Raw genomic sequence first — 24,480 nt, 5'->3', positions numbered from 1 at the left:
CGCCAACTCACCCGCCCCGCTGCCAAAACCGGAACCAAAATAGCCCGAATGGTCGATGCTTTATTGAACTGGCTGATTAGGCAAGTTACTCACCATCAAATAACTGTAAAAATCGTGGGGTAGAGTAGGGGGCAATAAACTGCTCGTAGGTGGGCGCTACGTGGTGGGTGTAGCGGTAGAGCACATCGGCCAGGTCGTAGCCCCGCTCGTCGCGGTCGCGGATAATGCGGCGGTGCAGCTTCACATGCTCCTGGGCATCGATGTAGACCTTGAGGTCGAGCAGCTTGGCGATTTCCTCGAAGTGAAACACGAAAATGCCCTCCACCACCACAATGGGCGCGGGCCGAAACACCAGCTCCTGCGGTACCACGCTGGCGTTGTTGAACGTGTATTCCTGGCGGCGCACCTCGCGGCCCTGGCTAATGCTGAGCACGTCGGCCGCGTAAGCCGCCGCATCGATGCTGGCCGGCAGGTCGAAGTTTTCCACGCCCATGTCGTCGCGCAGCTGCTTCTCGCGGGGGTGGTAGTAATTGTCCTGCGAAATCAGGCAAATCTGCTCTTCGGGGAAGGCCGCCAGGAGCCGGCGCAGAAAGGTGGTTTTGCCAGAGGCGCTGCCGCCGGTGATGCCAATTAGATACGGGGTGTGCATAGCAGGCAAAGGTAACGCTTCGCTTAATGAAGAATTAATAATGAGGAATGAAGAATTGGAAAATCAGCCAACCGGTTCGAACTTCCTCATTCCTCATTCCTCATTCCTCATTCCTCATTCCTCATTCAAAAATGCCAGCAGCCCCGCCACGGCCCGCCCCCGGTGGCTGATGGCGTTTTTCTCGGCCCCGGTCATCTCGGCGAAGGTGCGGCCGTCGCCCTCGGCAGGGGCAAATACGGGGTCGTAGCCGAAGCCGCCCGTGCCGCGCAGCTCCTCGGTGATGCGCCCGGCCACCTCGCCCGCGAACTCGCGTACCGGGCCATCGGCCCCGGCCAGGGCCACCACCGTGCGGAAGCGGGCCGAGCGGTCGGCCGCGCCGGTCAGCTCGTGCAGCAGCTTGGCCACGTTGTCCTGGGCCAGGCGCTGGGGGCCGGCGTAGCGCGCCGAGTACACGCCGGGGGCCCCGCCCAGGGCCGTTACTTCCAGGCCGGTATCGTCGGCGAAGCAGGCCACGCCGTAATGGTGGAGCACGTATTCGGCTTTCTGGCGGGCGTTGCCGGCCAGCGTGTCCTGGGTTTCGGGCAGCTCTTCGTGGCAGCCGATATCGGCCAGGCTCAGCAGCGTGAGGCCGGGCGGCAGCAGCGGGCGGATTTCATCGAGCTTGTGGGCGTTGTTGGAAGCGAAGCAGAGCTGGGCGGGAAGCGGCATTTTCAGGCGGGAGAATGATGACGTAAGGTATCCAACAAAAAGAACGTCATGCTGAGCTTGCCGAAGCATCTCTACCGCGCAACTAATCAGATTTAGTGTCGCGGTAGAGATGCTTCGGCAAGCTCAGCATGACGTTCTTTTTGTTGAGCGGCGCGCGACTACCGGAACATCGACTTAATGGTGCCCCACGAGCGCTGCACGGCGCTGGGTGTGCCGGTCAGGATGGTGAGGTAGGCCTGGTCGCCGTTGGGGCCGCGCACCAGGAGGCGGTAGGTGTAGGGGCCGCTGCCGGCGGCCGGCGTGGGCACGGTGTTGGTGCCGGGCAGGGCGCGGTACACGTTGATGTCGGTGAACTGGTAGCGGCGCTGGCCGGTGGGCATCACGGTGGTGACGGCCGTGTAGCTGGTTTCGTTGGACGCCTTGCGCGACAAGTCAAAACCACTCACGTCGACCTCCGAATTGACTTCCCAGTTCACCCGCACGGTGGTGCCATCGTAGGCGGCCGTGAAAAGGGTGAGGGTAGTGGCCACGGCTACGGCTACGCTACAGAGTACCAGCACCAGCGAGGCGAGGGCCGAACGGCAAAAAATACGGCGGACGAGTACAGGTTTCAGCACGCGCGACGGTGCGGCCCCAAGTGTGGGCCGGATTCAAATGTACAACGTTTTTGGAAAGCCAACAAGCTCAGGCGCACGGGGTGAGAGCGCCCGTTAGCGGGAAAATGTTGGGCCCGGGGTTGGGTATTTCCGAGCTAAGCTGTACTTTTGCAGTCCCTTCCGCAAAATCGGCAGGGTTCAACCGGTAAAACCGCACCCTCGATATGAAAAAGGACACCCACCCCGAGTACCAGGAAGTCGTTTTCCAGGACTCTTCTTCGGACTTCAAGTTCATCACGCGCTCCACGATGAAGCCGACCGACACCATTGTGATGGAAGACGGCAAAACGTACCCGCTGGTGAAAATCGAAGTTAGCTCCGCTTCGCACCCCTTCTACACCGGCAAAAACATGTTCATCGACACGGCCGGTCGCGTGGAGAAATTCCGCAGCCGCTACGCCAAGAAAGAGCAGGCCAGCGCCAACAAAGAATAGCTGCTTTCTAGCTTTTAGCCTTTAGCTAGTAGCTGTTAGCTTTTGAAAACTCCTTTCGGCACTACCGGAAGGAGTTTTTTTGTGGCCCTTGGCCACTCAAGACGCCGTAAATTTGCCCTGTTCCACAAGAAGCTAACAGCTAACGGCTAGTAGCTAATAGCTCAGAAAACATGCACATTCTGCTTTTCGACGACCCGGCCATCCGGCCGCACCTGCTGCCGTTCACCTTCACGCGGCCCGTGGCGGCGCTGCGCTGCGGCATTCTCACGCTGGCCGAGAAGTGGCAGCGGCACCTGGCCGCGCCCACTGTGGGCTACCTCACGCAGCCGTATCTGCAGGCCAAGTTTCCGGTGTGCGCCGATGGCTTTGTGACCGGCCCGGCGTTGGTTATCAACGGCGCGGTGTGCCCCGATGAGGTGCTGGTGAAGCAGGTGCAGGCGCTGAAACCCGGCCAGGGCCTGTATTGCGACGAGCTGCTGGTGGCCGCCCACCTGGCCGATGCCACGCACATTGCCGAACTGGTGCAGGATGGATTGACGGAGGAAATTCAGGTAGCGGAGCCGGTCACGGTGATAAGCCGGCCGTGGCACTTGTTTCTGCGCAACGGCGTGGAAATCCGCCGCGACTTCGCGCTGCTCACCAAAGGCCGCACTTCGCAGCCGGTGAATGACGTGCACACCATTGTATATGGGGCCGAAAACATCTTCATTGAATCCGGCGTGAAAATCCGCGCCGCGATTCTCAACGCCGAGGACGGCCCGATTTATCTGGGTAAGAACTCGCAGGTGCACGAGGGGGCTATTATCAAAGGCCCGCTGGCACTGTGCGAAGGTTCGCACATCAACGCGGGGGCCAAAATGCGCGGTGATAATACGGTGGGGCCGTTTTCGAAAGTGGGCGGCGAGGTGGGCAACAGCATCTTGCTGGGCTACGCCAACAAGGGCCACGACGGCTATCTCGGCAACTCGGTCATTGGCGAGTGGTGCAACCTGGGGGCCGACACCAACACGAGCAACCTCAAGAATAACTACGCGCCCGTCAAAATCTGGAGCCACGTCGAGAAACGCTTCGTAGATACCGGCCAGACCTTCTGCGGACTGATGATGGGTGACCACAGTAAGTGCGGCATCAACACCATGTTCAATACCGGCACTGTCGTGGGCGTGGGGGCCAATATTTTCGGGGCCGGTTTCCCGCGCACCTTCATCCCGAGCTTCAGCTGGGGCGGCGCGGCCGGGTTCGAAACCTTCAAGCTGCCCAAAGTAAATGAAGTGGCCGAGCGGGTAATGGCCCGGCGCAACCTGCCGTACGATGCGGTGGAACAGAAGATTATGAAGGTGGTGTTTGAGGCGACGGCAGATGATAGAATTTGGGAAAAGGTAAAAGGGTAGATATGCAACTCTCCGAAGAAAACCGTCACACATTTCTACTTGCAGTTCATCAGTTGATTGAGGAATACGCATCCGGCAGTGCCAATGACTTGTTGCAAGGTCGAACCGACCAGCTTGACTATCCGCCGAACGGTGGCTTTACTACTGAAGAACAAGAGTCGCTAAAGCAGCTGCAAGACAACGTGGTGCTCCAATCAGCTATGCGTAAGGTGCTTGCTAGCTGCGCTGGCGGAGTGGTTTTCGGTTTGCTGAATTTAATTGATGGAACCAATGAACCGGAACACGGCGATTGGAGTGGGGTTATGCTCGTTGATGAAGCGGAAGCTGCAGGAGGTAGCGAGTTTCTACACGATGACTTCTTCGAATCCTATTGGGACTGGAGAGAAAAGCGAAAGAATAAGGACTGGCGTTTGGACTTATTACCTGAATAATGACCTTCGCCGAAATCCCCAACCAAACCGCCGTCAAGAACCTGCTGCGCCAGTCGGTGCAGCGGCAGCATGTGGCGCACGCCCAGCTCTTTCGGGGCCGGGAGGGCGGCGCGGCGCTGGCCCTGGCCCTCGCCTACGCCCAATACCTGAACTGCGAGGCCCGCGCCGCCGATGCCGACGACAGCTGCGGCCACTGCCCGGCCTGCACTAAAAACGCCAAGCTGGCCCACCCCGACCTGAACTTCATCGTGCCCGTGACCACCACCAAAACGGTGAGTAAGGATGCGGTGAGCAGCAAGTTCATGGCCGAGTGGCGAGCATTTATTCTCGACAACCCCTACCAGGGCCTCAACGACTGGATGCAGTACATCGGGGCCGAAAACAAGCAGGGCAACATCAGCAAGGATGAGGCCGTGCAAATCCTGAAACTGGTAAGTTTGAAAGCCTTCGAGGCGCGTTTCAAAATCGTGATTCTCTGGCTGCCCGAGCTCATGCACCCCGCCGCCGCCAACGCCGTGCTGAAGCTGCTGGAAGAGCCGCCGCCCGCCACCATTTTCCTGCTTGTCTCGCACGCGCCCGAGCAGCTGCTGCCCACCATTATCAGCCGGGTGCAGCCGGTGGTGGTGCGCCCGTTTTCGGAGGACGACATCACCGCCTACCTGCGCGACGAGTACCACGTACCCGAAGTCAAAGCCCGCCAGGTGGCGCAGCTGGCTGAGGGCAGCCTGGGGGCCGCTCTGGCCAGTCGCGACTCTAACGCCGACCACAACTACTTTGAGTTTTTTCGCGACTGGATGCGCCTGTGCTTCAACTACGGCAGCAAGGCGGCTGATATTCTGAAGAAAAGCGAGGAGTTCCAGAAGCTGGGCCGCGAGAACCAGAAGGAGCTGCTAGCGTATTCCCTGGGCTTGATACGGAAGGTGTTACTGTTCGGAATCGACCCGAAATTCGTGCCGCATCTGGCCAATGGCGAGCAGCAGTTTGTTACTGGCTTTGCCAAGTTTGTGACGCCGCGCAATGCCGACCTGCTCACCAAAGAGCTGACCGATGCCCACTACCACATCGAGCGCAATGCCAACGCCAAAATGGTGTTCGTGGACAGCTCGCTGCGGCTGGGCGGTTTTTTGAAAATCTGACTGTCATGGATTAAGAACGTCATGTCGAGCGTAGCCGAGACATGACGTTCTTAATCAAGTAAAATATCCTTTTCTTATGACCCCCATTCGCCTCGCCACCCGCGCCAGCCGCCTCGCCCTCTGGCAAACGGAGCACGTTGCCAGCCTGCTGCAAGCGGCCGGTTTCGAAACTGAAATCGTGCCCATGCAAACCACCGGCGATGCAGTGCAGGACCGTAGCCTGGCCAAAATCGGCTCGAAAGGCGTTTTTACCGAAGAGCTGGAAGCCAGTTTGTTAAGGGGCGAAACGCACCTGGCCGTGCATTCGGCCAAGGATGTGCAAAGCAGCATCCCGCGCGAGCTGGAGCTGCTGGCTTTCCTGGAGCGCGAGCAGGCGAATGACGTGGTGCTGAGCTACGACGAAAACTTTTCCCTCGATAAACCCGGTATCGTGTTGGGTACCAGCAGCACCCGCCGCAAGGCCCAGCTGCGCCGCTTCTACCCCAACGCCAGCACCGCCGAAGCCCGCGGCAACCTCCAGACCCGCCTGCGCAAGCTCGAAGAAGGCCAGTTTGACGCCCTGGTGCTGGCCTACGCCGGCGTGCACCGCATGGGCTACGAGCACCTGGTGCGCCACACGCTGCCCGCCGACCAGTTTGTGCCCGCCACCGGCCAGGGCAGCATCGCCATCGAGTGCGCCGCCAGCCTGGGCGACGACCTGAAAGCCCGCCTCAAAGCCGCCCTCGACCACGCTGATACCCACACCTGCCTGTTGGCCGAGCGCGCCTTTCTGCACACCATGGAAGGCGGGTGCAGCATTCCGTCGTTTGCACTGGCCAGGCTGGATGGCCACGGCCGCCTGCGCCTGCACGGCGGCCTCATCAGCCTGAGCGGCGAGGAGTACGTGGAGGAAATCCAGACGGTGGAAACGGCCGCCGAAGCCCATGCACTGGGCGTATCGGTGGCCGATGCCGTGCTGGGGCGCGGGGGGCGCGAAATCCTGGCCAGCATCCGCGAGCACCGGGGCTAGAACTCGCCGGCGGCGGTGCGTTCCGGCGGCCCGCAGCCTGCCCGTGCCCGGAGCGGGTTGCCGCCTCAGGACAAATAACGCTATTTTTGTTTTCCACCCGCTCCAAAATATACCCGCAATGACTCCAAAAATTAGCCGCGCCGGGCTGTGGCTCCTGGCCTTGTTATGGCTGGCTGGCCCCGTATTCGCCGCTGCCAAGCCCGATAAGCCCGCCAAAAAAAGCAGCAAGGACGAAGTCGTGACCATCAGCACGCCCCAGGGCACTATTCGCCTCATCTTGTTCGATGACACGCCGTTGCACAAGGCCAATTTCCTGAAGCGCGCCCAAAGCGGGGGCTACAACGGCACCACCTTTCACCGCGTCATCGATGGCTTCATGATTCAGGGCGGCGACACCAACACCAAGGATGCCGACCCCAGCAACGATGGCCTGGGCCAGCCCAGCGAAGGCACTACCCCGGCCGAGCTCGGCCCCGGCCACCAGCACAACTACGGCGCCGTGGCCGCCGCCCGCATGGGCGGCCCGGCCGGCACGCCCAGCAGCAGCACCCAGTTTTACCTGGTCGAAAACCACGATGGCACCCACTTCCTCGACGGCATGTACACCGTTTTCGGTCAGGTAATTCAGGGCCTGGATGTTATCGACAAAATAGTCAAAGTGCCGAAAGACGGCCGCGACCGCCCCACCGCCGACGTGAAAATGACCGTGAAGGTGGAAAAGCTCAAGCGGAAAAAAATCACCAAGCTCTACGGCTACAAATACCAGTAAGGCCCGGCCAACGGGGCCCAGCGCCCACCTGAAAAATGAAGATTCTGCTCACCGGTTCCAATGGCTTGCTGGGCCAGAAGCTGGTGGCGCTATTGCGCGAGCAGCCGGGCGTACGCCTCGTGGCCACCTCGCGCGGTACCAACCGGCTGGCTGAGCTTTATCCCGACCTGCATTTCGTAGCGCTCGATGTGACCGATGCTGCCCAGGTGGAGCAGGTGCTGGGCTACGAGCGGCCCACCCACGTTATCCACACCGCGGCCATGACCAACGTGGACGAGTGCGAGCTCGACCACGCGGCCTGCTGGCTCCAGAACGTGACGGCCGTCGCCAACCTGGTGGCCGCCTGCGCCCGGCACGCTATTCACCTCACGCACCTCAGCACCGACTTTATCTTCAGCGGCGCGGCGGGCCCGCTGGCGGAAGATGCCGTGCCCGCGCCCATCAATTTCTACGGCGAAAGCAAGCTGGCCGCCGAGCAGCTGGTGCAGGCCAGCGCGGGCCGCTGGGCCATTGCCCGCACCGTGCTGGTGTATGGCGTGGCCCACCGCTACGGCCGCACCAACCTCGTGCTTTGGGTGCGCGATTCACTGCGCGCCGGCAAGCCCATCAAAGTAGTGAGCGACCAGTGGCGCACGCCTACCCTGGCCGAAGACCTGGCCCAGGGCTGCTGGCTGCTGGCCCGGCAAGCCGCGCGGGGCATTTATCACCTCAGCTCCGAGGAGCTGCTCACGCCTTATGCTATGGCCCTGCGCGTGGCCGACTACTTTGGTCTCGATGCCGGGCTGATTGAGAAAGTCGATGCCAGCACGTTTTCGCAGCCGGCCCGGCGACCGGCCCGCACCGGGTTTCTCATCGATAAAGCCCGGCGCGAACTAGGCTACCAGCCCCACACTTTTGCCGAAGGCATTGCCCTCGTCGGAACTCAAAGTGACACCAAGGGGTAAAAAAAAACCCACCGGGATAGACGGCGGGTTAAACTCAACGAGGGTAGCTAGTGAGTAGTAGATACTGAATGGGGTAGCTATAGTATACTGAATTGGTAGATGGGGTTAGAGCAGCTGTGGGGTTTAAGGAATTGGGACGGGAAATAGTGGAAGGAAAATAACAATTACGATTGGGGCCAGATACCTACCAGCAGGCCGCCTACCAGCACGGCCGTGTGGCCCAGCAGGGCTGCCTCGCCCAGCGCGCGGGGCACTATCATACCATCGGGCGTTACGAAGTCAACTCCCACAGAAATGGGGCGAACAGCCTGATTGGATGTTTTGGGGCGGCGCGGCGCGCTCAGGGATGGATAAACTAAGAGGTACATGACTACGGGTAGGTAAAAGAGCATGCCAGCCCGTCATGAAATGGGGGGTTCCTGGAAGCCAATGCAATATTACTGTCGTGTCATACCCCAAAAAAGGACACTATAGCTGAAATTGCGACATCGAAAAAAAGCTATTATTGACAAAAAAGTCTAATTGCTCATGTAAAAATAATATTTATTTTAGCGTATTATTGCCTCTTGATTATAGTAAATCATTGGTTTTAAATTGCTTGCATAATATTGCTTCAGTGAATTTGTAAAAATCCATACGCAAAAAAACAGGTGATTTGCGACATCTGTAATATCGGAGGGATTGAATAAAAGCTGGTACCTAAGCGCTGCCTTTATCAAGGGGAATAATCCGGTGGTATCAGGCCGAAACGCTTGGCCGGCGGCTCAGTTGAATAAGGCTTATAATGGTGAATGTGAGACAAATGCCCGGTAAAAAAAACAGCCACCAGGCAGTAGGCTCTTCGCGCACCGTCCCGAGTAGTCGCCCCCAGCTGGCTACCTCCGGAGACAAGCCAACGCCCAAAAACGAGAGCGTACTTTCCAGGCCCAGCAGACCGGCTACGCTGAGGGGCATGGCCGTGCGCAGGGGCTGCGACGCGTGGGGCAACGCGTGCCGGAACCAGACCCGAAAAGCTGGCAAGCCGGCCGCGTGAGCCGCTTCCACGAAGGGCAATTCCCGGGTTCGCAGCATCTGAGCCCGTACCAGCCGGGCCGGGTGCGGCCAGGCCGTGAGCGTGAGCAGCCCCAGCAGTGCCCCGGATGACAGCCCCGCCCCGGCGGCCACGGCTACCACCAGTATCAAGCGGGGAATGGTGTCGAGGGTGGTGGCTGTGCCCATGACTACGGCATTGATGGGCACGGGCCAAGTAGGAAAAGCGCGTTGTTGCAATCTGGCCAGTGCCGCCACGCCCAATCCTCCGGCAGCTAGTGCCAGGGCTACGCCCGGCATGGGCAGGCGCAGGGCCCACCACGCGCCACTGGCCGCCAGCAGCCAGTAGGGCACGGGCAGGCGGGCCTTATTGCCCCAAAACCCGGCCGCCCCGCCCGCCAGGGCCCCCAGCAGCGCCGACAGTACGGCGGCGGGCAGGGTTAGCAGCACGGCCGTGCGGGCCCCAAATACGAGTACGCTCAGTACATCGCGCCCCTGGGGGTCGGTGCCCAGCCAGTGCCCACTGGCGGTACCGGGCGGCTGGGCCACGTGGGCCAGGTCGGGCACGCCGGGCAGGTAGGGCAGGGGCAGCACCCCGGCCAGCAATGCGGCCAGCGCCACCAGCGCCAGCCAACCGCAGGCCGCCCGGTGCGGCCATGGGTGCGACGCGGAGCCTAAGCGTGCCAACGGATGCGCGGGTCGGCCCAGAAATAGAGTAAGTCGGCCAGCAGCAGCGCCAACAGCCGCGCCGTGCCCGTGAGCAGCACGCCACCTACCAGCACCGGATAGTCGCGGGCGGCGGCGGCGGTGGCCAGCAGGCTTCCCATGCCCGGCAAGGCAAACACGACTTCGACAACTACCGCCCCCGCTACCAGCGCCGGCAGCAGCTCAGCCACTTGCGTGAGGGTGGGCAGCAGGGCATTGCGAAAGGCGTGGTGCCGAATAACGGCCTTTTCGGCTAAGCCCTTGGCGCGGGCGGTGGTGGCGTAGTCGGTGCGTAGCTCGTGGCGGAGCGCGGCGTCGAGCTGTAGCGTCAGCTCCGGCAGGGCGGTAATAACCAGCGCCGTGACGGGCAGGGCCAGGTGCAGCGCATAGGTAGTGACGCGGGTCCAGAAGCCGGAATCAGCCTCCAGCGCCTGGTCGAAACCATAAGCCGGAAACCAGTCCAAGGCTTCCGGATTGGCCAGCAATAGGAGCAAGACCAGCGCCACCAGAAATAGCGGCAGCGCATGCAGCGCCGCCAGCGCGGCCCGCACGGGCCGCTGCCACCAGGGGCCAGCCGCCAGGCGGCGGGCCAGGAAAATTGCCGCCAGCACCGCCAACACCGCCGCCGTGCCGGTGAGGGGCAGCGTCAGGGCCAGGGCCTGGCCCAATTGGGCGGTCACGGCTCGGCCCGTTCGGAAGGAGGTGCCCAGGTTGCCATGCAGCAGCGCGGTAGCCCAGCGGTGGTACTGGTTGCGCCGGCCGTTCCAGTGCCATTGCCGCGGGTGCGCGGCCGGGGGGCGGCTCACGTAGAAAAGCGGCAGGCCCGCGCCAAGGCGCTGGCGAATGGCCAGGATGGTAGCCTGCTGCTGAGCGGCCGTAGTGGGTGCGCCGCCACTCAGGGGCAGGTCGGCCGCGTCGGGGGCAGCGAGGCGGGCGGCTACGCCCAGGTCGTGGTGGCTCAGCAGGAATACGCCCGAGGCCAGTGCCCACACCGCCAGCCCCGTCCGGGCCAGACGCCACAATACCAGCCAGCTCATGCGCTAAGGAAGTGGGGTGTTGGTGGCCCGCTCAATAGTAGCAGCCGTGTAGCCGGGCTTGAGGCTGTTGACGTGCAGGCCGGTGAGGCCGCGGCCGGCCGCTACGCGGGTGGGAAGAAAGAAGAGTGGAACCAAGGGAGCTTCCTGCTGCATGAGGGCCTGAAAGCGACGTAGCAACTGCGCCCGGCGACTGTCACTGTCGGCTTTCGCAATGGCTTCGATGAGCCGGTCGGCAACGGGCGAGCTGTGGCCCGTGGCGTTGCCCGCCCCGACACCCAGGGTATGTAAAATCGGTATAAAATTGAATACAAACGGGTTGCCTTTCAGCATTCGTACGTACACATCGAAGTCGCCTTCCTGCAGCGCCTGCGAAAAAGCGCCCGCCTCCGTGGGCTGAAGCAGCACCGGGATGCCCAGTTCCGCCGCTGCTGCCCGAAACTGCAGCGCCACGGTGGCATATATCTCTTCGCTGGTGCGGTAGCGCACCCTCAGCTGCAGGTGTTGCTGCGTGGTGCGGGGCCCCGGCCGGTACCAGCCCCCGGCCGGACCGGTGGTGCGGCGCCAGCCCGCCTGGCGCAACAGGCCGGCGGCGGCTTTCAAATCGAAGGGGATGAGCGGGAGGCTGTCGTTGTAGTTAATCCGGTCGGAAGGGCTGATGATGCCCACCGTGCGCTGGCCGTCGCCCAGCTGCGTGGCGCGCAGCAGGGCCGCCGCGTCGAAGCACCGGCTCAAAGCCTGGCGGGTGAGGGCATCGGCCAGCACCGGCCGGCGGGTATTGAAGCCCGCCGTGACCACATCGTGGGAAAGCGCCGTGTAAAAACGCAGCTCGGCCCGGGCCGCCGTTGAGGTGCGCAGCCGGGCAAACTCCCGGGCCGGTATGTGCGGGTACACATCGAGCTCGCCGCTCCGCAGCGCCAGCGTAGCCGTAGCCGCATCGGGAATAATGGCAAAATCGAGCTGCTTAGGCTGCGCCCGCAGCACAAAGGGCACGGGCTGCAATTGGTCGGCCCACCACTTAGCCTTGCGCCGAAAGCGCAGGTACCGGTCTTTTTTCCACTGCGTGAGCTGGTAGGGGCCGCAGCCCGGCCAGGCTCCCGGTGCCGTGGTGCCCATGGCCAGGTAGCGGTGCGCCACGGCTTGCAGGCCCGAATCGGCCGGAGCGGCAGCGGCGCGGCGCTGCAGCTCCGCCAGCGAGTAGCGTCGCAATTCCCCCTGAGGGTCGATTGCTGCTTCAGACTGCACAAAGAAGTCGCCCGAGGCGTGGACGTATTCCGGAGCCTGCCCTTGGCAAACCATCGTAAAGTGTTGCGGCGACTTAGGGTCTGCGAGCACGGCCTGCACGAAACGGTAGTGGTTTCGGATATTCTCGTTGGGCAGGCCCGGGCAGAACATGAGCTTGAGGCTAAATTCCACATCGCGGGCCTGTACCGGCCGGCCATCATCCCAGGTAGCCGCCGGCCGGATGCGATAATTCAACCGCATCAAAGAGTCGCCAACCAATTGAACCGATGGCAATGATTCGGCCAGCGCGGGAGCATAGGCGTGCTTCGGTGCATCGACCTGAAGCAGGCTGAGGGCGAGCAGGTTATTGGCATCGAAAGCCGCCGGATTGGGCTGCTGCATCGGGTCCAGCGTTTCCGGGTCGTGGGCCCAGCGTATGCGAATAGCTTCGGCTTGGCTATCCTTGGATTTACAGCCTTGCAGACAGCTGATTACCGCGGTAAAAAGCAGCGTGATAATCAGAAAATGGTGCTTTGGTCGGGACACTTATCTGGAGCCTCCTTAATCGTGGGTCGGCAGCAAGATAAGTACAAAGCATTGACGGATATCTAAGCGGCAATGTCGCCACCCCAGCCGCTGCTGCCGCCAACGGCAATGTCGCCGCCCCAGCCGCTGCTGCCGCCAGCGGCGATGTCGCCACCCCAGCCGCTGCTGCCGCCAACGGCGATGTCGCCGCCCCAGCCGCTGCTGCCGCCAGCGGCGATGTCGCCACCCCAGCCGCTGCTGCCGCCAGCGGCGATGTCGCCACCCCAGCCGCTGCTGCCGCCAACGGCGATGTCGCCGCCCCAGCCGCTGCTGCCGCCAGCGGCGATGTCGCCACCCCAGCCGCTGCTGCCGCCGATAAGGTTGGTCGTCGTGCTGATTTCAGTTGTTGGTACCTGTGCAGTACCGGTTTTGTGAGTCGCGTTGGCGTTGAGGCTAGCGAACTGGAGCAGAGCGAAGGCGAGGATATTTAGCACGATTGAGAAGGGTTAAACTGTGTGTCAGGTGTTTGATTGACACAAAGTTGAAGCCTTCTCCAGGCGCATAAAAGGACAATGTTGCGTTAAAAGCGACTTGTATATAAAATATAATTTGAGTAATTAAAAAAAGAAATAAAATATTAATCAGCCTTCGTAGGTTATTAGTAGACTTTATTTTTTGAGAGTTTCGAAAAAACGAGTCAAATTGTGACATTAAACGCCCAAAACGGGCATTCTTTGCCACAATACAAAGGTCGCGACGACACCAGGACTAAGAAAAGGAAAGAATGCCTGGTTTTGTGACATCGGTTTTTGCAGGTTATTTTTTGAAGATACCCCCATACGTGCCGCTTTACGCTTTTTATAATGAATGAAATTGCGAATTTGGCGCGAATTGTGACATCGCGTAGCTTGGCTGTTTTGCCGGTACTGGACCTGCACGGCCGGCAATCGAACAAGGAAAGTCAATTTGTGGAGGCGCTGGTGAAGGCCCCGGAGGCTACGCTGCTCCAGGTGGTGAAGACACTATATGGCAAAGCCACGACCACCAACGTGCGCACGCTCCAGAAACTGCAGTCGCGGGTGCGGGTCAAGCTGCTGAACCACCTGTATTTCCTGGACCATTCCGACCCGCGCCACCTGGTGTCGCGCCGCTATGAGCTGGAGTGCCTGGACTTGCTGCACAAAGTGAGTATTCTGTACGCCGAGCGCGAATACAAGCTCTCGGAACGGCTGCTGCTGCGGTGTCTGCGGCTGGCCGAGGCGGGCGAGTTCACGCAGTATGCCGTGCAAAGCGCCCGCATGTTGCGCAACCTCTACATGGAGCAGCGGCAGCCCATTCCGTATAAGAAGGTAACTAAAGTGCTGGTGCGGGCCCAGCAGGTGCTAGCCTGGGAGGACGAAGCCGAGCAGCTGTTTGCCGATACGCAGCTGACCCTCAGCGGGACGGTGGCTGCCCGCCGGGCCGTGCTGGCGCTGCTCCCCGACCGCATCGCGCAGGTTGAAACCCTGAACCGGCGGGCGCGCAGCTTCACCACCTTCAATATTCTGTACCGCCTGCGGCTGGCGTATGAGGAGCAGCAGGGCAACTACCAGGAAATTATAAAGGCTACGGCGGCGGCCTCGCGGCGCCTGCGCGATGGCAAGCTCAACGCCCGGCGGTTTGATATCCGCTTCAACCACTTCATGAGCATTTATGCCTACCTGCGCGGCCGGCAGCCGGTGCAGGGCCTGCACCTGGCCGAGCAATACGTGCGGGATTTTCATCAGTCGTCCATCAACTGGCTCTACTTTGAGGAGCACCATGTGCTGCTGGCCCTGCACGCTCAGCAGTATGAGCGGGCCCAGCTGCTGCATTTGGCAATCAGCAAAAACCCGGTTTACCCAATGCAGCGGGCGGCCGCGCTGGAGCGCTGGGACTTGTATAAATCATACATCGATTTTGTGCTGCCCCCCCAGCGCGTGCTCACGCCCCGGCAACGCCAGATGGCCCAGTGGGTGCTGCAATTGCCCGAGTACAGCCGCGACAAGCGCGGCCACAACGTGGCTATTTTGGTGCTGCAGGTGCTGTATTTCCTGCGCGAGCGCCGCCTGGAAGAAGTGCTGATGCGCCTCGAAAGCCTGCGCAAGTACCAGCAGCGCCACCTCAACGAAGCCACCATGCTGCGCAGCCGCTTGTTTCTGCGCCTGTTGCAGGTGATTGTGGAAAAGAACTTCGACGCGGGCAAGGCGGCGGCGCGCGGCCAGACCCTGCTGCAACAGCTGAAGGACACGCCGCCCCCTGGCGAAGCTTTCGCGGAAGTCGAAATCATTCCCTACGAGCACCTGTGGGCGCTGGTGCTGGGCCTGCTGCGCGACGGCCCACCCGTGGCCGCTGAGGCCGGTGAGTAGCCCTGCCAACAGCTTTAGGAGAAAAAGCCAGCGGCTGCCATTTTCACCGATATACCGCCCTGGTAATGACCTACCCACAGCTGGCCGGTGGCGGGCTCTTCGCGCAGCGACACCACAAAGTCCTCGGCCAGCCCCTCTTTGGTGGTGAAGGTGACGAAGCGGGAGCCGTCGTAGCGCACCAGCCCATCGCCGGTACCCAGCCAAGGGTAGCCCTGCCGGTCCTGCAGCAGCGCGTACACAAACGGCGGCTGGAAACCCTCCGTCGGCCCAAACTGGCGTAGGTACGCCTGCTGCGCAGCGGCGGGCCGCGCCCAGAACAGCAGCAGCGCCAGTAGCGCCAGCAGCAGCAAGCCCAGGCGGCGAAGGTGTAAGTAGCGGAGAAGTAGTTTCCAGCAGCAGAGCACGTCCGACTAACTCAGCAGTCGGTTGGTGCCGCAAGGTAGAGTGCCTGATTTACTGGCGGCTGGTATTCCGATTATCGCGGCCGACGGCGCGGTGAAATCGGGGTTTTGCTCGACAATAATGTCTTCTCTAGAGCAGTTTCCGAGTCGGCGTACATTTTTGAAAACAGTTAAAAGTTGAGAGTTAAAAGTTAAAACCCCCTATGTCTGAGCTTTAACTTTTAACTCTCAACTCTGTACATAGACCTGGAAACCGCTGTAATGCTTCTACTTAGCCGTTACTTTAAACTCGGTGCGGCGGTTGAGCTGGCGGTTGCCCTTGGTGGTGTTGGGTACCTCCGGCTTCGTTTCGCCGTAGCCGGCCGCCGTGAGGCGGGCCGCCGCGACGCCGTGCTGCGTGAGGTAGGTGACCACGGCCTGGGCGCGGCGCTGGCTGAGGTCCTGGTTCATGGCGGCTTCGCCCACGTCGTCGGTGTGGCCGGCCATTTCCAGCTTCAGGGCGGGCGTTTCGGTGAGGAGCTTTTGCAGGCGCTCCAGTTCGGCGGTGCTTTCGGGGCGCAATGTCGCCTTGCCGGTATCGAAGAAAATATTACGCAGCACGATGGTGGTGCCTATTTCCAGCCGTTTCAGCGGAATGTCTTTCACCACTTCGGCAAAGGCCGCGCCGGCGGGCAGGTCGAAGTTCTCGGAGTGGAACAGGTAGCCGTCCTGCCGCACCACAATGCCGTAGTTGGTGCCCGAAGGCAGACTCACGAGGTATTTGCCCGAAGTCGCGTTGCTGCGAAAGTTGGCAATAGTCTGGCCGCTGGTGTTGTCGACGAGGTCGATGGCCGCGTCCAGCGGCTGGTGGGTGGCATCGTCGGTCACGGTGCCTTTCAGGATGGTGACCTGGGCGGTGGCCACGGCCACGGCGGGGGCCAGCACGGTTTGCTTCACCGGAGCCAGGCGCGAGGCCAGTAATTGGTCCTCCTCGCTCAGCACGGGCTGTTTTTCGGGGCCGAGGAAGGTGATGCGGTAGATGTCCTTCGCGCCCAGGCCGCCAGGCCGGTCGCTGGAGTAGTAGCCATGCCGCCCCGAGGCCGAGGTCACGAAAAACACGTCATCGTCGGGCGTATTGATAGGCCAGCCGAGGTTCTCCGGCTCGCTCCACTTGCCGTTTTCCAGCACCGATTTGAAGATGTCGTAGCCGCCCATCGAGTTGTGGCCTTCCGAGGAGAAAAACATATTTTTGCCATCGGGCTGCATAAAAACGCCCTCTTCGCCATAGGCCGTGTTGATGGCCGGCCCCAGATTCACGGGCGTGTTTTTGCCGGCCAAATCCACCTTGTAAATGTCGGAGCCGCCCGCACCGCCTGCCCGGTCGCTCACGAAATACAGATACCGGCCATCGGGCGAGTAGCTGGCCGACGTTTCGTGGCTGTTGGTGTTGATGCGGCTGTTGAGGCGGCGGGGCTTGTCCCAGGTCGTGCCGCCGAGGGTGGCTTCGAGCAAATCGCCGCCGTTGGTGCCGGCGTACACCAGCATGCGCTGGCCATCGGGGGCCAGGCCCACGGTGGCATTGTGGTCGTCGGTGTTCACGGGCGTGCCCAGGTTGGTAGCCGCGCTCCAGGCCTTGCCACGCCAGGTGGCCTGGTAAATATCTTCGAAAAAGCCGTTGCCCTCGGGGTCCTTCTTGCCGCCCGTCGAGCCCGCCCGGCGCGAGGTGATGAGGATGGTCGACTCGTCGGCCGATACCACCGGGCCGTAGTCCGAAGCCGAGGAATTTAGCTCCGGTCCGGCGTTGTCGATGAACACGCGGGTGGGGCGGGCCATCAGCTTCTGACCGTTGCGACACTCCAGAATACGGCGCTGCAAGTCGTTTGCGGTGAGGGATTGGGCGTCGCCGTTGCGGGTGTTGCTGCCCACCGGCTGGGCCTGCTGGTATTCGGCAATGGCTTCGGCCCACTTGGCGCTCAGGTGCAGGGCGCGGGCCAGCAGGTAGTGGGTGCGGGCATCGGCCGTCACGTCCAGCTTGGCAGCTTTGCGCAGGTAGGGCAGGGCGGCGGTTTTGGTGGTGGAGTTAAGGTAGCAGTCGCCGATTTTCACGTTCAGCGCCGCGTTGTTAGGGTTGAATTCCTGGGCGGCCAGAAAGTGCGGCAGCGCCTGGGCGTAGCGCGGCGGGTCGGCGCGGTATTCTTCGTCGCCGGCCTTCAGCTCGCGCATGGCTTCGCGTAAGCCTTCTTTGTTGTCGCCAAAGTTGTCTTTGGTGAAGGCCGTGCTTTGCGCGGCGGCGGGCAGGGCCGGGGTGGCGAATAGCAGGAATAGGAACAGCAGACGGATAGGTAAGGACATAATCATCGAGAAAAGAACGTCATGCTGAGCGTAGCCGAAGCATCTCTACCGCTTCGTTGCAACTGGTTTGATTACTTGTGCAGTAGAGATGCTTCGACTACGCTCAGCATGACGTTCTTATAAAATCTGGTTTGACAAAAACTACTCCGCTGCCTCGCCCGCGCAGCCGGCGGCGGCGGCGTAGCTATTGCCCACGGTCAGGCCCAGCTCGGCGGCTTTGCGCCAGTCCTGGCAGGCCTCATCGGCCTGGCGGAGCATTTCGCGGGCGTGGCCGCGGTTGAGGTAGGCTTCGGCATAGTCCGGTTTTAGCTTGATGGCGGCACTGGCATCGGCGGCGGCATCGGCGTACTTTTCCAGCTTGAGCTGGGCGGCGGCGCGGTTGTTCCAGGCGTAGGCGTACTTCGGGTCGAGCTGCACGGCCTGGCTGAAATCGGCGATAGCGCCCGCGTAGTCCTTGTTTTCGAAGCGGGCGCTGCCCCGGTTGTTGAAGGCAAGCGCGTTGTCGGTTTTCCGGGCGAGGTAGGTATCATAGTCCTTCAGGGCCTGAGGCAGCTGGCCGGTGCGGCGCTCGGTGGTGGCGCGGTTCAGCAGGGCGGGCAGCAGGTCGGGCTGCAAAGTCAGGGCTTGGGTATAATCCTGCGTGGCGGCGGCGTAGTTGTTGAGTTTCTGCTGGGCGCTGGCGCGGTCGTGGTAGGCATACGCCAGCTTGGGGTCGGCCTTGATGGCCCCGTCGAAATCATCGCGGGCGGCCTGATAGCTGCCTTTCTCGAAGCGCAGCACGCCGCGGTTGTACCAGGCCGGCGCGTAGTCGGGCCTGGCTTTCAAGGCTTCGGAATAGTCCTGCTCGGCTTCGGCGAGGTGGTCCTGGGCCTCGTGGGCGCGGGCCCGGCCGAAATACCCGGCGTAGTTGCCGGGCTCCAGCTTCAGGGCCTGGTCGTAGTCGGCCAGGGCCTGCGGATATTCTTTCAGCTCGTAGCGGGTGGCGGCGCGGTTGGTGTAGGCGGCGGCAAAATCGGGCCTGGCGGCAATGGCCTGGTCGAAGCTGCGGAGCGCCGCCGGGTAGCTTTGGGCGTTGAAGCTGGCCAGGCCGCTGTTATAGGCTTTCTCGGCCAGCTGCGGGCCGGGCAGGGTGCTGGCCCGCACGGTATCAACCTGCGCCTGCGCGGCGAAGGACGTGCCCAGCAACACGAGAAAAAGTAGAGTATTTTGCATCATAGCCAGAAGATACTTCGAACAGGCAGCGTAGATAACGAAGATATTGGATTTTTTGATTTCAACTGACAAATAAGATAGAACGTCAGGCCGATATATAATAACGTCATGCTGAGCGCAGCCGAAGCATCTCTACGGCAGCAGTAATTATTTACTCTCGCGGTAGAGATGCTTCGGCTGCGCTCAGCATGACGTTCTTTTTACTTCTCCTTCTTTGCCGTCTTCACCTTCCCAAAAAGGCTCTTGGGCAAAATCATGTGCGCCCCGCGGGTGCCGTCTACCACCTGGGTTACTTCGAGGTCGCCGGCCGCGCTGCACAGCATGTAGGCATCGTCGCGGCTCAGGTGCTTTTCCGTTACCAGAAAGGCAATCATTTCGCGCACCGCGTCCTTGGCGGCCAAGGTCAAATCCTCGTTCAGGCCCATGCTGATGTAGGCGGTGGGGGTTTCGGCGCGGGGCAGGGTGAGGTGCAGGTCTTTGCGCACGATGAACTGCAGCGTGCCCGTGAGCGAGGTTTCCAGGGCCGTGATATCGACTTCGCCGTTGCCCTGCGCGGCGTGGCCGTCGCCTACAAAAAACAGCGCTCCCGCCGCGTGTACCGGCAAATACAGCGTGGTGCCGGCCACCAGCTCTTTGTTGTCGAGGTTGCCGCCGTGGATGCCGGGCGGCGCGCTGTTGATGCGGCCCGCGGCGGCCGGCGGAGCCACGCCCATGCTCCCAAAAAACGGCCGCAGCGGAATGTCGATACCCGGCAGGAAGTGCGCCACCATCTTCTTTTCATCGAGCGGAATGATGCGCATTTTGGCGTAGCCGAAATCCTCCGGAATGAAGCCGCTTTTGGCCCCAAAGGCGTTGTAGGCGTAGGGAATGGCTAGTTTGACGGATTGAATCCGAACTTCCAGCACGTCGCCCGGCTCGGCCCCTTCCACGAAAATGGGACCGGTTAGGATGTGCCCGCCCGGCCCCTTATTGGTGACGTGCTCGGTGATGTCGCGCAGGGCCGGCTCGACCTGCGCGGCGGGCAGGCCCGCGCCTTCCAGCCGGGCCGGGGTGGAGGTGATGAGCGTGTGCACCGTCACGGTTTCGCCCGACTTGATGCGCAGCACGGGCGGCGCGGCGGCATCATAGTAGCCCCAGGCGGCCGTGGCGGGCGTGATGGGCAACTGGTGCTGGGCCCGGGCAGCAGGCGCGAGGCCAAGTACGAGCAGCAGATAAACGATGGCAGGAGGCAGATGGCTTTTCATGCCGACAAGGTCGCACCGGTTACCGCAAATAGGTGGTGAAGTGGGTGAATCAGTATTCCCGCAAGCTCATTAGTGGCGTAATTGCGCTTTGAGAGCACTAATTAAAACCATTTTATTATTATGTTAAATCGTAAAAGACGCGTAAACGCGCTATGGTTCTGTTTGATTTTACCAGCCCAGACCGGCAAATATAGTGCGTTGGCAGTGCTGGCAATGCGGGCTGTCGTCTCATTTTTTGGCTGCAAGCCCGGCAGCGGGCAGTTGTTGAAGCCAGGTGGGCGTATTTAAAATGAAATTGCCGCTTGTCTGCATCAAGCCGCTTCCAAAACTGTTTAGCCATCGCCATTCTGCTGCCAAATCCACATGCTTCCCGTCGAACCAACCCTCTCCGCCGCCGAAACCAACCGCTACAGCCGGCACCTGCTGCTGCCCGAAATCGGCCTGGCCGGCCAGCAGAAGCTGAAAGCGGCCCGTGTGCTGGTAGTGGGCTGCGGCGGCCTGGGCAGCCCGGTGCTGCAATACCTGGCCGCTGCCGGGGTAGGCACCCTGGGCCTGCTCGATTTTGATACCGTAGACGACAGCAACCTGCAGCGCCAGGTGCTCTTCGCCACCGCCGACGTGGGCCAGCCCAAAGCCGCGGTAGCCGCCGAGAAGCTGCGCGCCCAAAACCCGTTCATCACGCTGCACACGCACCAAATACTGCTTTCGGCGGCCAACGCGCTGGCCCTGTTTGCCGGCTACGACCTGGTGGTGGACTGCTCCGACAATTTTGCCACCCGCTACCTCGTCAACGACGCGTGCGTGGTGCTGGGCAAGCCGCTGGTGTTCGGGGCCATCTTTAAGTTTGAGGGCCAGGTATCGGTATTCAATTACCAGAATGGGCCTACCTACCGCTGCCTGCACCCCGTGCCGCCCGCCCCCGGCGATGCCCCCAACTGCGCCCAGATTGGCGTGTTGGGCGTATTGCCCGGCCTCATTGGCACTATGCAGGCGAATGAGGCGCTAAAAATCATTCTGGAAATAGGGGAGGTGCTGAGCGGCCGCCTGCTGTTGGTCGACGCTCTGAGTATGCGCTTCCAAACCATTCGTTTCCGGGCGGCGGCGGCCAACCAGCAGCTCACCGCGCTGGCCGATGACTACGCGGCTTTCTGCGGCGAGGCCCCGATGGCAGCACTGGCAGCGCGCGCCCCCGAAATCAGCGCCGACGACCTGAAAGCGTGGCAGCACAGCGGTCGGCCGCTGCTGCTGCTCGATGTGCGCGAGCCGCACGAATATGCCCGGCGCAACATTGGCGGGCAGTTAGTGCCTTTAGGCCAGCTGGCGGCGCACCTGGCCGGGCTGCGCCCCGAGGTGCCCGTGGTGGTGCATTGCGCCAGCGGTATGCGCAGCCAGCAAGCCGCGCAGCTGCTGCTGGCCAATGGTTTTGCCGAGGTGTACTCGCTCCGTGATGGCCTGGCCGATTTCTAACCGCAGGGGCCTGATAATGAGCTACTGGAAGTGTGCTGCCCGCAATGAAAGTAAGCAAAATCTGTGTCCTAATACCCTGAGTATAATTTGCTGAATAATTCATAAAATGGTAGTTGCAGCGCGACTTCATAACTGCTAGCTTTGCAAGGAAAGGACTAAATAATATGAATTCCATACAAAAATTCAAATTAACAGTTCAGATTATCATTTAAACGTCCGTTTTGCCGCTGGTTGCTCATTTTCACAATGCTCATTGGTCTGCTTATCTGCTGCTTACCTGCCTGGCAGGTAAGCGCCTTTGGCGAACTGACATCACCAATATTGATATTAAGCCATCTTTGCGCCGCAAAAGAATCGGCTTGCTACCAACTTGAGGCGATTGCGGGAACTGTCGGTACCGAATTTTCTCTAAAGCCAAGCGCCTTCCACCTCTCGCCAGTCATGACTTTCTACCACCCACATAATTGGCGCGAGCAGGCGCGCGAAATGCTGTGGGGTAGCGGGGCTGGCGTACGGCATGGCCATCCTGTAGCGTTGGTTTGCTCATGAAATGGATTTTCACAGCTCTGGCTTTTTGGCTGTTGAATGGGCCATTGTTGGCGCAGCGGCGCTACTGGGATGCGGATTACGATTCGCTGGCCCGGGTGCTGCCGCAGCAGCGCGCCGATACGGCCCGGCTGCGCACCGTGCTGCACCTGCTCGACCTGCACCCCACCAACCCCCAGGCTCTGCCGCTGCTCGACCAGCTGCTGGCCCTGAACCAGCGCCTGCAAACCGTGGACGAGGCACCCTACCGCCGCCTGCGGGCCGGCCTGCTGCTGCGGCAGCGCGGCACGGCCGATGTCGCGGCCCTGGACACCATGAAGGCCGCCGTGGCGGCCTTCGACCGGGAAGGTCGGCCCATTCCGTGGCTGCTGATGGACCTGGTGGTGTTCTACAACCGCCTGAACCAGATGGCGGCCCGCAAGCAGTACTACGAAGAAAAACTCGCCTATTACCAGCTACGCCGCGCCACCGAGAACATCGCGGCCTGCTACGTATCGCAGGCGGCCTACTACCGGCGGATGGGCGACTACAACCGGGCCATCAACCAAAGCCTGCGCGCCGTGGATACGGCTGAGAAATTTAGCCGCACGGTCTACATCAACGAGCTACTGGTGACCGGGTCTATTTACGCCGACTGGGGCAACATCGGCAAAGCCGTGCAATACCTGAATCAGGCCCGCGCCCTGCCCGAGTTCCGGCGGGTGCAGGGCACCAACCGCGTATTTACGTTTCTGGCGTTGTCGGACCTGTATTTGCAGCAGCAGCAGTACCCGGCGGCGCTGCGCTCGGCCGATTCAGCCCTGGCGGCCCGCTTCACCGATGGCTATGAGCGCCGCATGAACGAGGCCTGCGCGCTGGTGCGCAAGGCGGCGGTGCTGCTGCAAATGCAAGTGCCCGACGGGGCGTTGCCCTTGCTGCGCCGGGCCCAGCACATTGACGATTCGCTGGACCTGCCCATGTCGGCCAAGCCCGGCGAGTTTGAGCTGGACGCGACCTGGGCCCAGTACTACGAAGCCCGGCAGGACTACGCCCGCGCCGAGCAGCACTGGCTGCTGGCCTACCAAAAGGCCAACGTGGCCCGCCTCGACAAGCTGCGCCCCAGGTACCTCAAGCAGCTGGCCGCTTTCTATGATGGCCGGGGCAATCCCGCGCTGGCCCAGCGCTATGCCAAGGCCTTTATCGCGCACACCGACACGTTCAATACCGCCCAGCGCACCTTTTACGTGGCCCAGTACGAAAGCGAGCGGATTGAGCAGGCCCAGCTGGCCCAGATTAACAACCTGCGCCAGGCCCAGGCCGTGCAGGCCGTGCGCCTGCGCCTGGGCCGGCGGCTGCTGCTGGGGGCGGTGCTGGCGGTGCTGCTCATCTCGGGCCTGGGCGTGTTTATCTACCGGCAGCTGCAGGTGAACCGGCGCACGCTGGTGCGGCTCCGTCAAACCCAGGGCCAGCTGGTGCAGGCCGAGAAAATGGCGTTTCTGGGCGAGCTCACGGCGGGCATTGCCCACGAGCTGCAAAACCCGCTCAACTTCATGAAAAACTTCGCCGAAGTCAGCACCGGCCTGGTCGACGATATGCACGGAACGGAGCGCCCCTCTGGTGCTGGCAGCGACGGCCTGAAAGCCGAAATCCTGGTTGGCTTGAAGCAGAACCTGCAGCAAATCAGTCAGCACGGCCAGCGGGCTTCGTCCATCATCAAGGACATGCTGGCCCACTCGCGGGCCGGCACCGGCGAGCGCCAGCCCACCGACCTCAACGCCCTGGCCGACGAGTCGCTCACGCTGGCCTACGAGGGCCTGCAGGCCCAGGACAAAGCCTTTCATGCCACCCTAAGCAAAGACTTTGACGTCCAGTTGGGTGCGGTTTCGGTGGTGAGCCAGGACCTGGGCCGGGTGCTGCTCAACATTTGCACTAATGCGCTGTATGCCGTGCGCGAGCGCCAGCTGGAAGCCGCCCTGGCAACCACCGGCACATTGGCGGCTGACTACGAGCCCACCGTGAACGTGAGTACCCGGCGGCCCGGCGGTAAGACCGTAGAAATCCGGATACGTGACAATGGCAACGGTATTCCCGCCCACTTGCAAGCCCGTATCTTTCAGCCCTTCTTCACCACCAAGCCCGCGAATGAGGGCACGGGCCTGGGGCTGTCCCTGAGCTATGATATCGTGACCAAGGGCCACGGTGGCACCCTCACGGTGGCCAGCCGCGAAGGCGAAGGCACCGAATTTCTCATTACCCTGCCCGCCTAACT

General features: G+C 61.5%; 22 protein-coding genes. 10 read left to right on the top strand and 12 right to left on the bottom strand.

Annotation, left to right across the window (positions count from 1 at the left end):
• Nucleotides 1-85 precede the first annotated feature (85 nt).
• From ABD819_RS13145 to ABD819_RS13135, 3 genes are all read right to left on the bottom strand, one after another.
• On the bottom strand, nucleotides 86-649 hold the full coding sequence (locus ABD819_RS13145; protein ID WP_345125068.1) for a uridine kinase family protein: 564 nt from the start codon (nucleotides 647-649) through the stop codon (nucleotides 86-88).
• A 114-nt stretch (nucleotides 650-763) separates the two neighbouring features.
• Entirely contained in the window at nucleotides 764-1,357 is a 594-nt protein-coding gene (gene rdgB, locus ABD819_RS13140; RefSeq protein ID WP_345125065.1) for an RdgB/HAM1 family non-canonical purine NTP pyrophosphatase, read from the bottom strand.
• Nucleotides 1,358-1,515: 158 nt separating this feature from the next.
• A complete protein-coding gene (locus ABD819_RS13135; protein ID WP_345125063.1) occupies nucleotides 1,516-1,974 on the bottom strand; it encodes a hypothetical protein in 459 nt (152 codons plus the stop codon).
• Between the two features lie 203 nt (nucleotides 1,975-2,177).
• Here ABD819_RS13135 and ABD819_RS13130 point away from each other — a divergent pair, with 203 nt between their 5' ends.
• From ABD819_RS13130 to ABD819_RS13100, 7 genes are all read left to right on the top strand, one after another.
• Complete coding sequence (locus ABD819_RS13130; protein ID WP_168672421.1) at nucleotides 2,178-2,447, top strand: type B 50S ribosomal protein L31; 270 nt, start codon at nucleotides 2,178-2,180, stop codon at nucleotides 2,445-2,447.
• Nucleotides 2,448-2,617: 170 nt separating this feature from the next.
• On the top strand, nucleotides 2,618-3,838 hold the full coding sequence (locus ABD819_RS13125) for a GlmU family protein (RefSeq protein WP_345125061.1): 1,221 nt from the start codon (nucleotides 2,618-2,620) through the stop codon (nucleotides 3,836-3,838).
• A gap of 2 nt (nucleotides 3,839-3,840) precedes the next feature.
• Nucleotides 3,841-4,269 carry a hypothetical protein gene (locus ABD819_RS13120; protein ID WP_345125059.1) on the top strand — a complete coding sequence of 143 codons (429 nt, stop codon included), beginning with the start codon at nucleotides 3,841-3,843 and terminating at the stop codon, nucleotides 4,267-4,269.
• The gene (locus tag ABD819_RS13115; protein ID WP_345125057.1) at nucleotides 4,269-5,405 is read left to right on the top strand and encodes a DNA polymerase III subunit; all 1,137 of its coding nucleotides are present in this window, start codon (nucleotides 4,269-4,271) and stop codon (nucleotides 5,403-5,405) included. The genes ABD819_RS13120 and ABD819_RS13115 overlap by 1 nt, the downstream gene beginning before the upstream one ends.
• 76 nt (nucleotides 5,406-5,481) lie before the next feature.
• Complete coding sequence (gene hemC / locus ABD819_RS13110; RefSeq protein WP_345125055.1) at nucleotides 5,482-6,414, top strand: hydroxymethylbilane synthase; 933 nt, start codon at nucleotides 5,482-5,484, stop codon at nucleotides 6,412-6,414.
• A 118-nt stretch (nucleotides 6,415-6,532) separates the two neighbouring features.
• Nucleotides 6,533-7,183, top strand: coding sequence for a peptidylprolyl isomerase (locus tag ABD819_RS13105; protein WP_345125053.1), 651 nt, complete (start codon nucleotides 6,533-6,535; stop codon nucleotides 7,181-7,183).
• Nucleotides 7,184-7,218: 35 nt separating this feature from the next.
• A complete protein-coding gene (locus tag ABD819_RS13100) occupies nucleotides 7,219-8,127 on the top strand; it encodes an SDR family oxidoreductase (RefSeq protein WP_345125051.1) in 909 nt (302 codons plus the stop codon).
• Between the two features lie 164 nt (nucleotides 8,128-8,291).
• On the opposite strand, the gene ABD819_RS13095 is transcribed toward ABD819_RS13100, so the two are convergent.
• From ABD819_RS13095 to ABD819_RS13075, 5 genes are all read right to left on the bottom strand, one after another.
• Nucleotides 8,292-8,495, bottom strand: coding sequence for a hypothetical protein (locus ABD819_RS13095; RefSeq protein WP_345125049.1), 204 nt, complete (start codon nucleotides 8,493-8,495; stop codon nucleotides 8,292-8,294).
• Between the two features lie 370 nt (nucleotides 8,496-8,865).
• Entirely contained in the window at nucleotides 8,866-9,843 is a 978-nt protein-coding gene (locus tag ABD819_RS13090) for an ABC transporter permease (RefSeq protein WP_345125047.1), read from the bottom strand.
• Nucleotides 9,831-10,898, bottom strand: coding sequence for an ABC transporter permease subunit (locus ABD819_RS13085; RefSeq protein ID WP_345125046.1), 1,068 nt, complete (start codon nucleotides 10,896-10,898; stop codon nucleotides 9,831-9,833). Before ABD819_RS13085 ends, ABD819_RS13090 begins: the two co-directional genes overlap by 13 nt.
• Nucleotides 10,899-10,901: 3 nt before the next feature.
• Entirely contained in the window at nucleotides 10,902-12,665 is a 1,764-nt protein-coding gene (locus tag ABD819_RS13080) for an ABC transporter substrate-binding protein (protein WP_345125044.1), read from the bottom strand.
• 62 nt (nucleotides 12,666-12,727) lie between these two features.
• Nucleotides 12,728-13,138, bottom strand: a complete 411-nt coding sequence (locus tag ABD819_RS13075; protein ID WP_345125041.1) for a hypothetical protein — start codon at nucleotides 13,136-13,138, stop codon at nucleotides 12,728-12,730.
• A gap of 414 nt (nucleotides 13,139-13,552) precedes the next feature.
• On the opposite strand from ABD819_RS13075, the gene ABD819_RS13070 reads away from it, so the two are divergent.
• Nucleotides 13,553-15,031, top strand: coding sequence for a hypothetical protein (locus ABD819_RS13070; RefSeq protein WP_345125038.1), 1,479 nt, complete (start codon nucleotides 13,553-13,555; stop codon nucleotides 15,029-15,031).
• Nucleotides 15,032-15,045: 14 nt separating this feature from the next.
• Here the strand turns inward: ABD819_RS13070 and ABD819_RS13065 are convergent, their stop codons facing one another.
• The 4 genes from ABD819_RS13065 to ABD819_RS13050 all read right to left on the bottom strand — a co-directional run bounded on the left by ABD819_RS13065 (nucleotide 15,046) and on the right by ABD819_RS13050 (nucleotide 20,219).
• Nucleotides 15,046-15,381, bottom strand: a complete 336-nt coding sequence (locus ABD819_RS13065) for a hypothetical protein (RefSeq protein WP_345125037.1) — start codon at nucleotides 15,379-15,381, stop codon at nucleotides 15,046-15,048.
• A 318-nt stretch (nucleotides 15,382-15,699) separates the two neighbouring features.
• Nucleotides 15,700-17,763, bottom strand: coding sequence for an OmpA family protein (locus ABD819_RS13060; protein ID WP_345125034.1), 2,064 nt, complete (start codon nucleotides 17,761-17,763; stop codon nucleotides 15,700-15,702).
• A 141-nt stretch (nucleotides 17,764-17,904) separates the two neighbouring features.
• Entirely contained in the window at nucleotides 17,905-18,978 is a 1,074-nt protein-coding gene (locus ABD819_RS13055) for a tetratricopeptide repeat protein (protein WP_345125031.1), read from the bottom strand.
• Nucleotides 18,979-19,175: 197 nt separating this feature from the next.
• Nucleotides 19,176-20,219 carry an acetamidase/formamidase family protein gene (locus tag ABD819_RS13050; RefSeq protein WP_345125030.1) on the bottom strand — a complete coding sequence of 348 codons (1,044 nt, stop codon included), beginning with the start codon at nucleotides 20,217-20,219 and terminating at the stop codon, nucleotides 19,176-19,178.
• A gap of 363 nt (nucleotides 20,220-20,582) precedes the next feature.
• Between ABD819_RS13050 and moeB the strand changes: the two genes are divergently transcribed.
• On the top strand, nucleotides 20,583-21,686 hold the full coding sequence (gene moeB, locus ABD819_RS13045) for a molybdopterin-synthase adenylyltransferase MoeB (protein WP_345125027.1): 1,104 nt from the start codon (nucleotides 20,583-20,585) through the stop codon (nucleotides 21,684-21,686).
• 545 nt (nucleotides 21,687-22,231) lie between these two features.
• Entirely contained in the window at nucleotides 22,232-24,478 is a 2,247-nt protein-coding gene (locus ABD819_RS13040; RefSeq protein ID WP_345125025.1) for an ATP-binding protein, read from the top strand.
• The last annotated feature ends 2 nt before the right edge of the window (nucleotides 24,479-24,480 follow it).

Origin of the sequence: Hymenobacter antarcticus, from assembly GCF_039539545.1 — a bacterium.
Classification (GTDB): Bacteria; Bacteroidota; Bacteroidia; order Cytophagales; family Hymenobacteraceae; genus Hymenobacter; species Hymenobacter antarcticus.
This window is presented reverse-complemented; position numbering and strand designations above follow the sequence as displayed.

Excerpts from the sequence above, each read along its gene's own strand:
- ABD819_RS13060 (WP_345125034.1), bottom strand. The coding sequence starts at position 17,763 with ATGTCCTTACCTATCCGTCTGCTGTTCCTATTCCTGCTATTCGCCACC.
- ABD819_RS13095 (WP_345125049.1), bottom strand. The coding sequence starts at position 8,495 with ATGTACCTCTTAGTTTATCCATCCCTGAGCGCGCCGCGCCGCCCCAAA.
- ABD819_RS13085 (WP_345125046.1), bottom strand. The coding sequence starts at position 10,898 with ATGAGCTGGCTGGTATTGTGGCGTCTGGCCCGGACGGGGCTGGCGGTG.
- ABD819_RS13145 (WP_345125068.1), bottom strand. The coding sequence starts at position 649 with ATGCACACCCCGTATCTAATTGGCATCACCGGCGGCAGCGCCTCTGGC.
- hemC (WP_345125055.1), top strand. The coding sequence starts at position 5,482 with ATGACCCCCATTCGCCTCGCCACCCGCGCCAGCCGCCTCGCCCTCTGG.
- moeB (WP_345125027.1), top strand. The coding sequence starts at position 20,583 with ATGCTTCCCGTCGAACCAACCCTCTCCGCCGCCGAAACCAACCGCTAC.
- rdgB (WP_345125065.1), bottom strand. The coding sequence starts at position 1,357 with ATGCCGCTTCCCGCCCAGCTCTGCTTCGCTTCCAACAACGCCCACAAG.
- ABD819_RS13050 (WP_345125030.1), bottom strand. The coding sequence starts at position 20,219 with ATGAAAAGCCATCTGCCTCCTGCCATCGTTTATCTGCTGCTCGTACTT.
- ABD819_RS13100 (WP_345125051.1), top strand. The coding sequence starts at position 7,219 with ATGAAGATTCTGCTCACCGGTTCCAATGGCTTGCTGGGCCAGAAGCTG.
- ABD819_RS13130 (WP_168672421.1), top strand. The coding sequence starts at position 2,178 with ATGAAAAAGGACACCCACCCCGAGTACCAGGAAGTCGTTTTCCAGGAC.
- ABD819_RS13120 (WP_345125059.1), top strand. The coding sequence starts at position 3,841 with ATGCAACTCTCCGAAGAAAACCGTCACACATTTCTACTTGCAGTTCAT.
- ABD819_RS13040 (WP_345125025.1), top strand. The coding sequence starts at position 22,232 with ATGAAATGGATTTTCACAGCTCTGGCTTTTTGGCTGTTGAATGGGCCA.
- ABD819_RS13125 (WP_345125061.1), top strand. The coding sequence starts at position 2,618 with ATGCACATTCTGCTTTTCGACGACCCGGCCATCCGGCCGCACCTGCTG.
- ABD819_RS13105 (WP_345125053.1), top strand. The coding sequence starts at position 6,533 with ATGACTCCAAAAATTAGCCGCGCCGGGCTGTGGCTCCTGGCCTTGTTA.
- ABD819_RS13055 (WP_345125031.1), bottom strand. The coding sequence starts at position 18,978 with ATGATGCAAAATACTCTACTTTTTCTCGTGTTGCTGGGCACGTCCTTC.
- ABD819_RS13115 (WP_345125057.1), top strand. The coding sequence starts at position 4,269 with ATGACCTTCGCCGAAATCCCCAACCAAACCGCCGTCAAGAACCTGCTG.